The organism is Actibacterium sp. (assembly GCF_055134745.1).
In genome coordinates this window covers 12724-25684 of sequence record NZ_JBSRVX010000044.1, presented here as the reverse complement: position 1 = coordinate 25684, position 12961 = coordinate 12724, and the positions used below count along the sequence as shown (strand labels likewise).

At 63.4% G+C, this 12961-nt stretch carries 12 protein-coding genes; 9 read left to right on the top strand and 3 right to left on the bottom strand.

Annotated features, from left to right (window positions below; all coding sequences use genetic code 11):
• Positions 1-42: 42 nt before the first annotated feature.
• Positions 43-261: a universal stress protein gene (locus ACTCHC_RS09110; RefSeq protein ID WP_463022171.1), complete on the bottom strand. Its 219-nt coding sequence runs from the start codon at positions 259-261 to the stop codon at positions 43-45.
• Positions 262-358: 97 nt separating this feature from the next.
• On the opposite strand from ACTCHC_RS09110, the gene ACTCHC_RS09105 reads away from it, so the two are divergent.
• Positions 359-634: a helix-turn-helix domain-containing protein gene (locus ACTCHC_RS09105; RefSeq protein ID WP_463022170.1), complete on the top strand. Its 276-nt coding sequence runs from the start codon at positions 359-361 to the stop codon at positions 632-634.
• On the top strand, positions 631-3330 hold the full coding sequence (locus ACTCHC_RS09100; protein ID WP_463022169.1) for a cation-transporting P-type ATPase: 2700 nt from the start codon (positions 631-633) through the stop codon (positions 3328-3330). The genes ACTCHC_RS09105 and ACTCHC_RS09100 overlap by 4 nt, the downstream gene beginning before the upstream one ends.
• Before the next feature lie 68 nt (positions 3331-3398).
• Here ACTCHC_RS09100 and ACTCHC_RS09095 read toward each other — a convergent pair whose 3' ends face one another.
• Positions 3399-4433 (bottom strand): AI-2E family transporter, encoded by a 1035-nt coding sequence (locus tag ACTCHC_RS09095; protein WP_463022168.1) that lies wholly within the window; start codon positions 4431-4433, stop codon positions 3399-3401.
• Between the two features lie 217 nt (positions 4434-4650).
• On the opposite strand from ACTCHC_RS09095, the gene ACTCHC_RS09090 reads away from it, so the two are divergent.
• The 7 genes from ACTCHC_RS09090 (at position 4651) to ACTCHC_RS09060 (ending at position 11148) form a co-directional block, all read left to right on the top strand.
• Positions 4651-7524, top strand: coding sequence for a monovalent cation/H+ antiporter subunit A (locus ACTCHC_RS09090; protein WP_463022167.1), 2874 nt, complete (start codon positions 4651-4653; stop codon positions 7522-7524).
• A gap of 1 nt (position 7525) precedes the next feature.
• Complete coding sequence (locus ACTCHC_RS09085) at positions 7526-7882, top strand: Na+/H+ antiporter subunit C (RefSeq protein ID WP_463022166.1); 357 nt, start codon at positions 7526-7528, stop codon at positions 7880-7882.
• Entirely contained in the window at positions 7882-9408 is a 1527-nt protein-coding gene (locus tag ACTCHC_RS09080) for a monovalent cation/H+ antiporter subunit D (protein ID WP_463022165.1), read from the top strand. Before ACTCHC_RS09085 ends, ACTCHC_RS09080 begins: the two co-directional genes overlap by 1 nt.
• Before the next feature lie 2 nt (positions 9409-9410).
• Positions 9411-9902 (top strand): Na+/H+ antiporter subunit E, encoded by a 492-nt coding sequence (locus tag ACTCHC_RS09075; RefSeq protein ID WP_463022213.1) that lies wholly within the window; start codon positions 9411-9413, stop codon positions 9900-9902.
• Positions 9899-10168 carry a K+/H+ antiporter subunit F gene (locus ACTCHC_RS09070; protein WP_463022164.1) on the top strand — a complete coding sequence of 90 codons (270 nt, stop codon included), beginning with the start codon at positions 9899-9901 and terminating at the stop codon, positions 10166-10168. The genes ACTCHC_RS09075 and ACTCHC_RS09070 overlap by 4 nt, the downstream gene beginning before the upstream one ends.
• Before the next feature lie 7 nt (positions 10169-10175).
• Positions 10176-10565: a Na+/H+ antiporter subunit G gene (locus ACTCHC_RS09065; RefSeq protein WP_463022163.1), complete on the top strand. Its 390-nt coding sequence runs from the start codon at positions 10176-10178 to the stop codon at positions 10563-10565.
• Between the two features lie 349 nt (positions 10566-10914).
• Positions 10915-11148 carry a hypothetical protein gene (locus tag ACTCHC_RS09060; protein WP_463022162.1) on the top strand — a complete coding sequence of 78 codons (234 nt, stop codon included), beginning with the start codon at positions 10915-10917 and terminating at the stop codon, positions 11146-11148.
• On the opposite strand, the gene ACTCHC_RS09055 is transcribed toward ACTCHC_RS09060, so the two are convergent.
• On the bottom strand, positions 11149-12948 hold the full coding sequence (locus ACTCHC_RS09055) for an OmpA family protein (protein WP_463022161.1): 1800 nt from the start codon (positions 12946-12948) through the stop codon (positions 11149-11151). It lies immediately after the preceding gene.
• Between the last annotated feature and the right edge of the window lie 13 nt (positions 12949-12961).

Below are 12961 nucleotides of genomic sequence, written 5' to 3'. Positions count from 1 at the left end.
TCATCGGAATCGGCCATGGCTTGTCGGCGGACCACGGCCACATCAGCATCCGGCGCATCGCCGAAGGTCGGGCACTATGTCCGCATCGACGGCTGGCAGGTCGTCGTCGACGACATGAACGATCGACAGGGAGGCGCCAAACTGCCGCGCGAGCAACGTCGCGCGTCGAAGTGCACGGTCCGACCGTTCGGAGAAGTCGGTAGCCAGCATGATTTTCTTCACGTCGTGCTCCTGGTCGCGGTGCCAATGATGATTTTTCATTAAATCATACCGACACGAACTTTCGTTTGATCAAGATCATCTCAATTGCGCCCAAGCTCGGTATTCTGCACCAAACCACACCAAACAGGCACAGCCTATGGCGCGCGATCAGTATCAGACCGTAAAGGAAGTCGCAGACCGTCTGAAGGTCAGCGAGGCGACGGTCCGCGGCTGGATCAAGGATGGCGAATTGCGCGCGATCGAGATCGGCAAGGGGTGGCGGATCGCTGACGTCGACCTGGCCGTATTCCTTTCCAGCCATGCAACCCGCGCGCGCGAGGCCGCGATGCAGGACCAAAACCCGGCCCCGGATATTGAAGCCGGGCGCGAGAGCACCGGCACACCAGCCTTCAACGCAAGATCAAGCGAATGAACGACCGCCCCCCGCAGCCAGTGTTTCACAACCTGTCGGTCGAGGATGCCCTTGGCACGCTTGCAGGCCAGTCCAGGGGGCTGACCACCACAGAAGCCGCCCGCCGCCTGGCCGAGATCGGACCGAACCGGCTGCCCGAACCGCCCAAACGCAGCCCTTTCCTGCGGTTCCTGGCGCACTTTCACAACGTGCTGATCTACGTGCTGATTGCCTCTGCGGCCGTGACGGGAGCGTTGCAGCACTGGGTGGATACCGGCGTGATCCTCGCGGTGGTTATCGTCAACGCGGTGATCGGTTTTGTCCAGGAAGGCCGCGCCGAGCAGGCCATGGATGCGATCCGCAGTATGCTGGCACCGCGGTCGGCCGTCCTGCGCGACGGGCGACGCGTCAGCGTCGACGCGAGCGAACTGGTCCCGGGCGACATCGTGCTGGTCGAGGCCGGCGACCGCGTGCCCGCCGATCTGCGATTGATCGAGGCGCGCGGATTGAAGGCCGAGGAGGCGATCCTGACCGGCGAGTCCGTGCCGGTGGACAAGGGCACGGCTCCGGCCACGCAGGCCGCGGTGCTCGGCGACCGGACCTCGATGCTCTTCTCCGGCACGCTGGTTGCTGCGGGAACAGGGCGCGGTGTGGTCGCCGTGACCGGGGCAGACACCCAGATCGACCGGATCAGCGGGATGCTCGCGCGCGTTCAGACGCTGACGACACCACTCGTCGCGCAGATGGACCGTTTCGCGCGCTGGCTGACCGTCTTCATCCTGATCGTCGCCGGTGCGCTGCTGTCCTATGGCTATTTCGTCGGGCACATGCCCTTCGCGGACCTGTTCATGGCGGTCGTTGGCCTGTCGGTGGCCGCCATCCCCGAGGGCCTGCCGGCGGTGCTGACGATCACGCTGGCGGTGGGCGTGCAGGCGATGGCGCGGCGCAATGCCATCGTGCGCCGCCTGCCGGCGATCGAGACCTTGGGCTCTGTCTCGGTGATCTGCTCGGACAAGACAGGCACGCTGACCCGCAACGAAATGATGGCGTCTTCGTTGGCTGCGGCGGGAATTGTCTATTCGGTCGGCGGCAACGGCTATGCCCCCGAGGGCACGGTGCGCGGGCCCGAGGCCGTTGCGAACCCCGACGAACACGCGGTTCTGATGGAATTCGCGCGCGCCGCCGGCCTGTGCAACGACGCGATGCTGCATGCCCATGACGCAGGCTGGCGCGTCGAGGGCGACCCGATGGAAGGCGCGCTGATGGCGCTGGCCGGCAAGATCACGGGCGAAGGCGCCGAGCCGTTCCCTCAGTGGTCCCGCACCGATGCGATCCCCTTTGACGCCGCCCATCGCTATATGGCCGTTCTGCACCATGACCACGAGGGTCAAGCGTCCATTCACGTGAAGGGTGCGCCCGAGGCGGTGCTGGCGCTGTGTGCCGATCAGCGCGCCGCGCATGGCGGGACGGAACCGCTGAACAAGAACCACTGGAACGCGATGGTCGAGGATCTGGCGACCGACGGTCAGCGGGTGATCGCGGTCGCCACACGGGCGGTGCCGCAGGACCACACGATCCTGAACACGGCTGACCTTGAGGGACGGCTTACGCTGATCGGGCTGATCGGCCTGATTGATCCGCCGCGTGCCGAAGCCATCGCGGCCGTGGCCGAATGCCATGCCGCGGGCATCCGGGTGAAGATGATCACCGGCGACCACGCCGCCACCGCGCGCGCGATCGCGGGCATGGTCGGGCTGACGAACCAAGACCGCGTGCTGACCGGCGCCGATATCGAGGCGATGGACGATATCGACCTGGCCGAAGCGGTGGTGGAAACCGACATTTTCGCGCGCACCTCGCCCGCGCATAAGCTGCGCCTCGTGACCGCGTTGCAGGCGCGCGGGCTGACCGTTGCGATGACCGGCGACGGGGTGAACGACGCCCCCGCTCTCAAGCGCGCCGACGCCGGGATCGCGATGGGGCTGAAGGGCAGCGAAGCCGCGAAGGAGGCGGCGGAACTGGTGCTGGCCGACGACAATTTCGCCTCGATCGCCGCCGCAGTGCGCGAGGGGCGCACGGTCTATGACAACATCAAGAAGGTCATCAGCTGGACCCTGCCCACGAATGCAGGCGAGGCGATGACCATTATCGTCGCGCTTCTGGCCGGAATGGCGCTGCCGATCACCGCCATCCAGATCCTCTGGATCAACCTGATCACAGGTGTCACGCTGGCGATCGCGCTGGCCTTCGAACCATCCGAGCCCGGCACCATGCGCCGCCCGCCGCGCCCGCGCAACGAGCCGCTGCTGACGGGCGGCCTCGTCTGGCACATCGTGCTCGTCTCAACCCTGTTCCTGATGGCGGTGTTCGGGATGTATTTCTATGCCATCGACCGCGGCTATCCGGTCGCGCTGGCCCAGACCATCGCGACAAACATGCTGGTTGTGCTTGAAATCTTCCATCTTTTCTTCATCCGCAACATCTATGGCACTTCGCTGACATGGGCGGCGGTGCGGGGAACGCGGATCATCTGGGCCTGTGTTGTGATAGTAACGGGCGCACAATTCGCCATCACCTATCTGCCGCCGCTGCAACGGATCTTCGGCACGCAGGCCGTGCCGCTGTTCGACGGGCTTCTGATCGTCGCCATCGGCGCGGTCTTCTTCGCGCTGATAGAAACCGAGAAACAGATGCGGCTGACGTTCCGGAAATCCTGAACGGCACGCGGCGGCGGACAGGGCGCTGCCGTCGCGCCCTGCACGATTCGAACTACCGTTGGGCCGACCTAGACCTTTCCGCTTGCCGAAAGCATGACGGCAAACGGGCGGGTGGTCTTGATTTCCGATAGCACCAGGACAAGACTTGCCGTCATCGGCACCGCAAGAAGCGCGCCTGCCAGGCCCCAAAGGGCACTCCAGACAGCAAGGGCCAGCAGCACGACGAAGGGGCTGAGGTTGAAGGCCCGACCCATCATTCGCGGCTCAAGGTAAGCGCCCACGAAGATCTGCGCCGCGGCAAGCGCCACCAGCACCACGCTGGCCATCCACAGCGTGCCGAACTGGGCAAGGCTGAGCAGAACCGGAAAGATCACGCCAAGCAACGAGCCGATATAGGGTATGTAGTTCAGAAACGCGATCAGAACGGCCCAGAACAACGCGAATTCGATACCCAGAAACAGCATGATGACGAAAGACAGCCCGCCCAGGATCACATTGACGACGGTCTTGACGAAAAGATACTGGCCGATCCGTTCGTTGATCCGCGAAAGCAGCGACAGGGTGCGGCTGCCCGCCTCTTCGCCGCCCATGGCAATGATCACCTTGCGCGCCATCACCCCGCGTTCGGCCATGAAGAAGCTGGCGTAAAGCACAACCAGAAAAAGCGTGACGCCAAATCCCCTGAGCGACAAAAGCGCCGGCGCCACCCAGGACCGGACATCGACCTGATCGATCGTCAGGCGACGCACATTCCCCCAGGTCGGCTCGTCCTCGATCCCCAGCAGGCTGGCAAAGCGCGTGACAAGCGCGTCAAGGTTCGATTCGTATCGCGGCAGCGCCGCCACAACCTGCGCCAGGTTGTTGATCACCAGCAGAAACAGCAGCACCATCGCCAGCGCGAAGACGATCAGGATCACCGTCCGCCGCGCCCAGCCCGACAGGCGCCCGAGAACCGGCACCGCCTGCATGGCGGCGGCCGCGTTGGACAGCACATAGACGGATATCATCGCGGCGATCACCGGCAGCAGCACCGGCTTGCCGATCCACAAAAGCCAGCCAAGCATGAGCGTGAGCGCCGTACCGTAGGTTGCCTTTTCGATCATGTTCCCTGTCCAGACGCGGGCGCCCAACTGTCAAGATGCGCTTTCGAACCGCCGTTGCATGGGGCCTTTGGCCGCACGGGATGCCGCAGCCACCCGTGTCTGCGACAATCAATCCCACCACAAACCGGCCAAACTGCCGTGCAATGGCCGGTTCCGATTGTGTTCCCCGCTTTATGATGCTTTTTTAGGGCCGAATTCGGAGGAAAGAAAGCCTGCCATGACGGAATCGAACGGGTCGCTGATCATCATTGCACTGTTGCCGTTCATTGGTGCGCTGCTGCCTGGCGTCATGATCCGCGCAGGACGCAGGGCTTGCGCCATCTTCACGGCGCTGCCAACAGCGATTGCCCTGATCATGCTTCTGGTGCTGGCCCCCGCGGTGATGCGCGGCGAAACCGTGCAGGCGGAACTGGCATGGCTGCCGCAGCTTGGGCTTTCGGCGTCTTTCCTTCTGGACGGGCTCAGTCTGCTTTTCGCGGGCATGATCCTGGGCATGGGCCTGCTGATCACGCTTTATGCGCGCTATTATCTTTCGGGCGACGATCCGATGGGCAGGTTCTTTACCTATCTCTTGCTGTTCCAGGGCGCGATGCTGGGGATCGTGCTGTCGGACAATATCCTGCTTTTGCTCATTTTCTGGGAGCTGACGAGCCTGTCTTCCTTCCTGCTTATCGGTTTCTGGCATCATCTGCCCGAGGGGCGACAGGGCGCGCGCATGGCGCTGGCCGTGACCGGCGCGGGCGGGCTGGCGATGATCGCGGGGATGCTGATCCTGGGAGATATCGCCGGCAGCTATCAGATCTCTGAAATCCTTGAACAGGGCGACGCGATCCGCGCGTCAGCCTGGTACATCCCCGCACTGATCCTGATCCTGTTGGGCGCCTTCACCAAATCGGCGCAGTTCCCCTTTCACTTCTGGCTTCCGCATGCGATGGCGGCGCCGACGCCGGTCTCGGCATATCTTCACTCGGCGACCATGGTGAAGGCCGGCGTGTTCCTGATGGCGCGGATGTGGCCGGCCCTGTCGGGGACGGACGCCTGGTTCTACATCGTGGCGACCACCGGCCTTGTCACCATGATCCTCGGCGCGCTGATCGCGCTTTTCAAGGACGATCTGAAGGCGCTTCTGGCCTTTTCGACGGTAAGTCATCTTGGGTTGCTGACCATGCTGCTGGGCTTCGGCACGCCCTTCGCTGCGGTCGTCGCCGTCTTTCACATCATCAATCACCTGACCTTCAAGGCGGCGCTTTTCATGATGGCCGGCATCATCGATCACGAGGTCGGCACCCGAGACATAAAACGTCTTGGCGGGTTGCGGCGCCTGATGCCGGTCGCCTTCCTGATCGGGACGGTCGCGGCCCTGTCGATGGCGGGAATTCCGTTCTTCAACGGGTTCCTGACAAAGGAAATGATGCTTGATGCTGCCAATCACACCGAATGGGCAGGCAGCCGCCTTGCCGTGCCGGTCGCCGCCACGATCGGCGCGCTTCTTTCGGTCGCCTATTCGCTGCGGTTCATCGCGCATGTCTTCCTTGGCCCGGTCCGCAACGACTATCCGTCCAAGCCGCATGATCCGCCCGTCGGCATGTGGGCCGGTCCGGCGCTGCTTGCCGCGATGGTCGTGCTGATCGGCATATTCCCGGCGGCGATCGCCGGGCCGCTTGTCGCGATTGCCGCAAGCGCGGTGATCGGCGACCCCGCGCTTCCCTATTATTCGCTCAAGATATGGCACGGGGTGAACCCCGCGCTGGTCATGTCGGTGATCGCGGTCACCGGCGGGCTTGGTCTTCTTGGGCTGCATGGGTGGCTGGATCGGGTCTGGAACGCCCTGCCCCGCCCCGAGGCAAAGGCCATTTTCGACGGGCTGGTGGACAGGCTGGCGATGCTGTCGCGCCGGATCATCGACATCACCCATGACGGCGCGATCAGCCGCTACCTTGCCATCTTCGTCGCCGCCGCGGTCGCGCTGGGGCTTGCGGCCTTTCTGGGGGGAGGCATGGCCCCGCCATCGCGCACCCTGCTGCCCGTTCCGCCGACGCTGGCGGTCGGCTGGGTGCTGCTGATCACCGCCGCGATTGCCGTCGTCGCCATGCACCGTCACCGTTTTCAGGCGCTGATCCTGATCGGGATCATCGGGCTGATGATCTCGTTCGGGTTCGTCTATCTGTCGGCGCCCGATCTCGCGCTGACGCAGATCGCGGTCGAGACGGTCACGATCATGCTGTTGCTGCTTGCGCTGCACTTCATGCCCAAGACCACCCCAAAGGAAAGCCGCGTTCTTGTTCGGCTTCGTGACGGCGTCATCGCCGTTGCGGCGGGTCTGGGCGTGGGGGGGCTGGCCTATGCGTTCCTTCTGCGCGACGTCGACACGATTTCGGGCTATCACCTTGCGAATTCCTATGAGGGCGGCGGCGGAACGAATGTCGTGAATGTGATCCTCGTCGATTTCCGGGGCTATGACACCTATGGCGAGATCATCGTCCTTGGCATCGCCGGACTGGTGATCTTTGCGCTGATGGAGGCGCTTTTGGACGGTCCGGTGGCCCGGCGCCTGCGCAACACCGACTATTCGCAGGACCGGTCGCGCGACCGCCATCCGCTGATGATGGTCGTCGCCACCCGGGTGATGATGCCGATCGCCGTGATGGTGGGCATCTATATCTTCCTGCGCGGCCATAACCAGCCGGGCGGCGGGTTCGTCTCGGCGCTGGTGATCTCGATCGCACTCTTGATGCAGTACATGGCGTCGGGCTTTGCCTGGACCCAGTCGCGGCAGCGGATCGAATACCATGCGATGATCGGATGGGGCGTGGTGATCGCGGGGCTGACCGGGGCCGGTGCCTGGCTGGCAGGCAAGCCGTTTCTGACCAGCGCCTTTGGCTATGTTCACCTGCCGCCGATCGAGGAATTCGAACTGGCCACGGCCATGCTCTTTGATCTTGGGGTCTTCCTTGCGGTGCTTGGCGCGGTGATGCTGGTGCTATACAGCCTGTCCCGGATCGCGCGCTATGCAGGCGAGACGGTGAATGTCGAACCGATGGATTTCGATCCCACCCAACAACCCGCGAACGACGAGCGGAAGGACGGCTGAGATGGAATTCATAGTGGCCAGCTCTATTGGCACCCTGACTGCGGGCGGTGTTTACCTTCTTCTCCGGCTAAGAACCTTTCCGGTCGTTCTGGGACTGGCGCTTTTGTCCTATGCCGTGAACATCTTTTTGTTCGCCTCGGGGCGGCTGGCCATCGACATGCCGCCGATCCTGGCGAAATACGGCACGGCGGACTATACCGACCCGCTTCCCCAGGCGCTGGTCCTGACGGCCATCGTGATCTCGTTCGGGATGACGGCCGTTCTGGTGATGCTGTCCCTTGGGGCCTTTCTCGAAACGGAATCGGACGAGATCAACATGACCACAACCATGGGCCTGGAAGACGAGGACGGCGCATGATGGGCCACTGGATCATCGCCCCCGTCATCCTGCCGGCGCTTCTGGCACCGATCCTGGGTTTCGTGATGCGCCACGACATAACCATGGCGCGCGTCACCTCGCTGGCGGGCAGTGCGGCGATCGTCGCGATTGCCCTCGGCCTCACCTTCGCCGCTGCGGGCGGGCAGACAGAGGTTTACCGGCTGGGCGACTGGCCGGCGCCCTTCGGCATCGTGCTGGTGCTTGACCGGCTGTCGGCGATCATGGTCCTGCTGACCAGCGCGCTTGGGTTCATCGTGCTGTTGCATTCCATCGCGACGGGCTGGGACGCGCGCGGACAGCATTTCCATGCGATCTTTCACTTTCAGCTCATGGGTATATGCGGCGCGTTCCTGACCGGCGATGTGTTCAACCTGTTTGTGTTCTTCGAAGTGCTTCTGATCGCGTCCTATGGCCTGATGATCCATGGCGGGGGCGGCAAGCGGATGCGGGCGGGCCTGCAATACGTGGCGATCAACCTTGCCGGTTCGACATTGTTTCTCTTTGCGCTTGGCGTGCTCTATGGCAGCGTCGGCACGCTCAACATGGCGGATATCGCCCTGCGCCTTCAGGATGCGCCGCCGGGGGATACCGCCCTGATCCGGGTGGCGGCGATGCTTCTGATGATCGTGTTCGCGGTCAAGGCGGCGCTCTTTCCGGTTCAGTTCTGGCTGCCGGGCACCTATGCCAACGCACCGGCACCGGTCGCGGCACTGTTCGCCATCATGACCAAGGTCGGTGCCTATGCGATCATCCGTGTCCACACCATTTCGTTCGGGCCGGGTCTTGGCGCCACCGAGGATATCGGTGCCACCTGGCTGTTCCCGGCGGCCATCATCACGATCGCAATCGGCGCGATCGGCGTGCTGGGGGCCCGGCAGTTGCTGCCCCTTATCGCCTATTCGGTGATGGGGTCGATGGGCACGCTGATGGTCGCCGTGGCGGCCTTCACGCCCCAGGCGACGGCCGCCGCGCTTTATTACCTGATCCACTCGACCTTTGCGGCGGCGGCCCTGTTCCTGCTGGCCGATCTGGTGCTGGCGCGGCGGGCCGGTCAGGCTTTGGCGCCGCGTCCGCCCATGGCAAGCAGTGGCCTTTTCGCCGCCCTGTTCTTCGTTGCGGCCATCGCCATGGCGGGCATGCCGCCGCTCAGCGGATTTCTGGGCAAGCTGCTGGTGCTTGACGCGCTGCGGGCCCCCGGCCAGATCGGCTGGGCCTGGGGTGCGGTTCTTGGCGGCTCGCTGCTGACGATCGTGGGCTTCGCGCGCGCCGGCAGCATGCTGTTCTGGAAGACCAGCGCCGCCGAAGCCGAGGCCGCGCCGGGGCCAGAAGCGCCGCGACCGGTCCTTGCCCTTGAAGTCGCCCCGACCATGATCGTGCTGGCGATGCTGACCGCCCTGTCGGTCTTTGCCGGGCCTGTCATGACCTATGCCCAAAGCGCATCATACCAGATCCATGACCGGCCCGGATACATCGCCGCGGTGCTTGGCACACAAGGGGGGGAATGATCATGCTTGCGCGTCTTGTCCCCCATCCGGTGCTCAGCGTCACGCTGACACTCGTCTGGCTTGCGCTGGTCAACAAGGTGACGCTTGGCAACCTGGTGCTGGGCGGGGCGTTGGGGATCATCATTCCGATAGCCACCGCCGCCTATTGGCCCGACCGCCCGAAGCTGCGAAGGCCCCTGGCCATCGCCGAATACACGCTCGTCGTCTTTTGGGACATCCTCGTGGCCAATGTGCAGGTCGCCGCGATCATTGTCTTTCGAAGATCGCGGGACATCCGCTCGCACTGGATCGACCTACCGCTCGACCTCACATCGCCCGAGGCGATCACGGTTCTGGCGGGGACGATAACGATGACGCCGGGAACCATTTCGGCGACGCTTGCGGCCGACGCCGGAAGCATTCTGGTGCACTGCCTGCATACCGATGATCCGGGCGCGGTGCGCACCACCATCAAGGCCCGCTATGAGCGGCGTTTGAAGGAGATCTTCGAATGATACCGGTTGCACTGACCTTCGCGTTCGGATGCTATACAATCGGCCTGCTGTTCAACCTGTGGCGCATCACGCGCGGCCCCGACGCCGCCGATCGGATACTGGCACTGGACACAATGGTGATCAACGTCATCGCGCTGCTGATCCTTTATGGCATCGCCAGGGGCACCGCGATCTATTACGAGGCCTCGATGCTGGTCGCGATGGTCGGCTTCGTCTCCACCATCGCCTATTGCCGGTTCATCCTGCGCGGCGACATCATCGAGTAGTGGAACCATGACACTTTTCGCGGAAATCCTTATCAGCGTCTTCATCGTCGTCAGCGGCATCTTCGGGCTGGTCGGCTCGTTCGGCCTGGTCAAATTGCGCGACTCGATGCAGCGGCTTCACGCCCCGACCAAGGCGACAACCGTTGGCGTGGGCGGCGCGCTGGTCGCATCCATGCTGTATTTCATCCTGCTGAAAGGCAGCTTTTCGTTCCACGAACTGCTGATCACGCTGTTCCTGTTCCTGACCGCACCGATCACCGCCAACTTCATTTCCAAGGCGTTCATGGCCAGAAATATTCGGCCGCAGGAGCTTCCGCAAACAGGGCGCGACTATGGCTGGGCAGTCTATGATGATCCGCCGCCTTCTGCCACTCTGGAAGACCGACAAGACGCATGAACGTCGCGCCGGCAGACAGGTCCGGCAAGGCGGAGGGGCGACCGTATGCACCAACGTTGCGCCCTTTCCGACAAGAAGGTGCGGCCAGATGAATGCGAACCAGTCGCTGTTTTCCGGAGATCACGACTTTCAGACCACGCCACGTTGACGCCACTCGGCCAGAGCGGCGGCGCGGTTCAATCAGCTTTCCGCTGACAAGACCGGTGCGGGAATCGCCGTCATACCGCCGTCGCCGAAGGCTTGTTCCAGCGTTTGAAGCGGGAACGCATCCGCCGCCGAACCTATCCAACCTGCGAAGCCGCAAGGCGGGATGCCCGATAGGGCCCGACAAAACCGAAAGGCGGATAACATGCTGGTCAAGGGGCTGGCCCGCGCGTTCCGTCGGAAGCGCCTGCTGGGGGCGGGCGGCTTCACCACCATCCGCCCGGATGATGGAAGGGCTGGCCTTCGAGGCGTCGTTCCGATCACGGTGATGATCGACGCGGCCTATCTCAAGATGCACAGCAATCAGCTTGCGGTCGAAAAAGGGGGCTTGGAGACCGAAAAAGCCCCGGATGTACCGGGGCTTCTCGTTTTCTCCTGATCACTGTTGCGTGGCCACAACCTCACCCAGAAGCGGCGTGATGGGGCGCACCGTAACGCGGCGGTTGGCACGTTCTGCAAGGGCGGTCTGCACTTTCAAATAGCGCTCACCATAGCCTTGCACGACCAGGTTTTCGGGCGGGACGGCAAAATATTCAGACAGCGCCAGCGCCATCGACTCCGCACGCCGGTCCGACAGGGTCAGGTTATAGGCTGCATCGCCGACCGCATCCGTATGGCCTTCGATCAGGAAAACCGCGCCCGGGTTTCTGTTGATCGCTTCGCGCATCGCTTGGCCCAGTGCCGACAGCTTTTCGGCTTGGGTTGGCTGAATTGCCGCGGATCCGCTTTCGAAGGTGACATTGTTCAGGTTCACCTCGGGCACCAGTTCGCGCACCGCGCGGATATTGCGGATCTGCGAAAGCGAATAGCTGCGCTGAAGGGTGCTCTCGTTGCTGGACGCGGCCAGTGCATCCCGCAAGAGGTCGGCATTGTTGCCATAATCAATGCTGCGCGTTTGGCGTTGCTGCGGCAAGGCTTTGACATCGACGGGCCGGAACTGGCGAGTGTCATCGAACAGAACGGTTCGGTTGCCATTCGGCTGAACCACAACGCGGCGCAACACGCGGCCATTGGAATCGCGGACGGTTTCGACCTGGGTGCCGTCAGGCCGGTTCAGCAGGGTGCGGGTCGAGCCGTCATTGAAGGTCTCGGTCTTGACCTCGCTGCCCGGCTGGCGGAGCAGAGCATCGTCGTCCTTCAAGACGCGAAGCTCTCCGTCGCGCTCGACCACCACGCGGTCGCCGGTATTGGCGCGCACGCGATCGCCATTTTTCAGGATCGCGCCAACGGCGACGGCACCAGCACCCAAAAGCAGGACCTTCTCGAAATCACTTAGGCCACTATCGGCTTTCTGTTCGGCAGTGGCGGAAGCGGTAGGCGCTGCCTTGCCTGCGGCTGACGTGGCAAAATCCTCATCGCTGGAGCGTGCCTGGTCTTTCGTGACGGTCTGCGTCGTGATTTCGGACGGCGGCGCAGCGGTATCACTCGCGGCGGCGGCAGGCGTTTCGGCCTGTGCCGCAGCATCGGCCTGTGCCTCGGCTTCGGCCTTGGCAGCATCGCTTTCTGCCTGCTGCTGTTCGGTCATGGGCGTCGCTACCACCTCGCCTACCGGCTTAGCGGCAGCGTCGGCCTGATCAGTCGATGTCGGCTGGGGGTTGGTTTCGATGGCGGGTTGTTCGGTGGCAGGCTGGACAGCATCGGCCGCTGTTTTTGACGCGTCATCCACAGGCGCTGCGGGCGTGGAAGCACCTGTCGTGTCTGTGCCTGTGTCTGTGTCTGCTTCCACCTCAACCTCGGGTGGCTTGGGGACTGGGGACGTTGCAGTGTCTGCTGTCGGCGCCACCGGCTGCTGCGCCGGTTCGTCGGCCCCATTCGCGGCGGACCCTGTGGCGTTCGGTTTCTCACTGTCGGCCACTGGCAGATTATCGGCAGGCGGCTTGGTCGGCGCGGTGCCTGCGGGTGTATCGCTCGACGCGGCGCTAACCGCGTCTGAGGCCTTCGCGGCACCCGTTTCAGCCAGTATCGACTCGGCCTCTGATTTGGGCACCACCTTGTTCGTTTCGATCCTGACCTGACCATTCTTGGTAATGCAGGGGATCGGCACGCCCTTGCCGCAAACCGATAACTGGTCGACCAGTGGCAGGGCTTGCGCCTCATCCTGCGCCAAAAGCGGTCCGGGCAGGGACAGCGATATGACTAGGGCGATGCTGGTCGACGATTGGAAATGTTTCATAAGCATGACAGCGGATCCT

Excerpts from the sequence above, each read along its gene's own strand:
- ACTCHC_RS09110 (WP_463022171.1), bottom strand. The coding sequence starts at position 261 with ATGAAAAATCATCATTGGCACCGCGACCAGGAGCACGACGTGAAGAAA.
- ACTCHC_RS09105 (WP_463022170.1), top strand. The coding sequence starts at position 359 with ATGGCGCGCGATCAGTATCAGACCGTAAAGGAAGTCGCAGACCGTCTG.
- ACTCHC_RS09100 (WP_463022169.1), top strand. The coding sequence starts at position 631 with ATGAACGACCGCCCCCCGCAGCCAGTGTTTCACAACCTGTCGGTCGAG.
- ACTCHC_RS09095 (WP_463022168.1), bottom strand. The coding sequence starts at position 4,433 with ATGATCGAAAAGGCAACCTACGGTACGGCGCTCACGCTCATGCTTGGC.
- ACTCHC_RS09090 (WP_463022167.1), top strand. The coding sequence starts at position 4,651 with ATGACGGAATCGAACGGGTCGCTGATCATCATTGCACTGTTGCCGTTC.
- ACTCHC_RS09085 (WP_463022166.1), top strand. The coding sequence starts at position 7,526 with ATGGAATTCATAGTGGCCAGCTCTATTGGCACCCTGACTGCGGGCGGT.
- ACTCHC_RS09080 (WP_463022165.1), top strand. The coding sequence starts at position 7,882 with ATGGGCCACTGGATCATCGCCCCCGTCATCCTGCCGGCGCTTCTGGCA.
- ACTCHC_RS09075 (WP_463022213.1), top strand. The coding sequence starts at position 9,411 with ATGCTTGCGCGTCTTGTCCCCCATCCGGTGCTCAGCGTCACGCTGACA.
- ACTCHC_RS09070 (WP_463022164.1), top strand. The coding sequence starts at position 9,899 with ATGATACCGGTTGCACTGACCTTCGCGTTCGGATGCTATACAATCGGC.
- ACTCHC_RS09065 (WP_463022163.1), top strand. The coding sequence starts at position 10,176 with ATGACACTTTTCGCGGAAATCCTTATCAGCGTCTTCATCGTCGTCAGC.
- ACTCHC_RS09060 (WP_463022162.1), top strand. The coding sequence starts at position 10,915 with ATGCTGGTCAAGGGGCTGGCCCGCGCGTTCCGTCGGAAGCGCCTGCTG.
- ACTCHC_RS09055 (WP_463022161.1), bottom strand. The coding sequence starts at position 12,948 with ATGCTTATGAAACATTTCCAATCGTCGACCAGCATCGCCCTAGTCATA.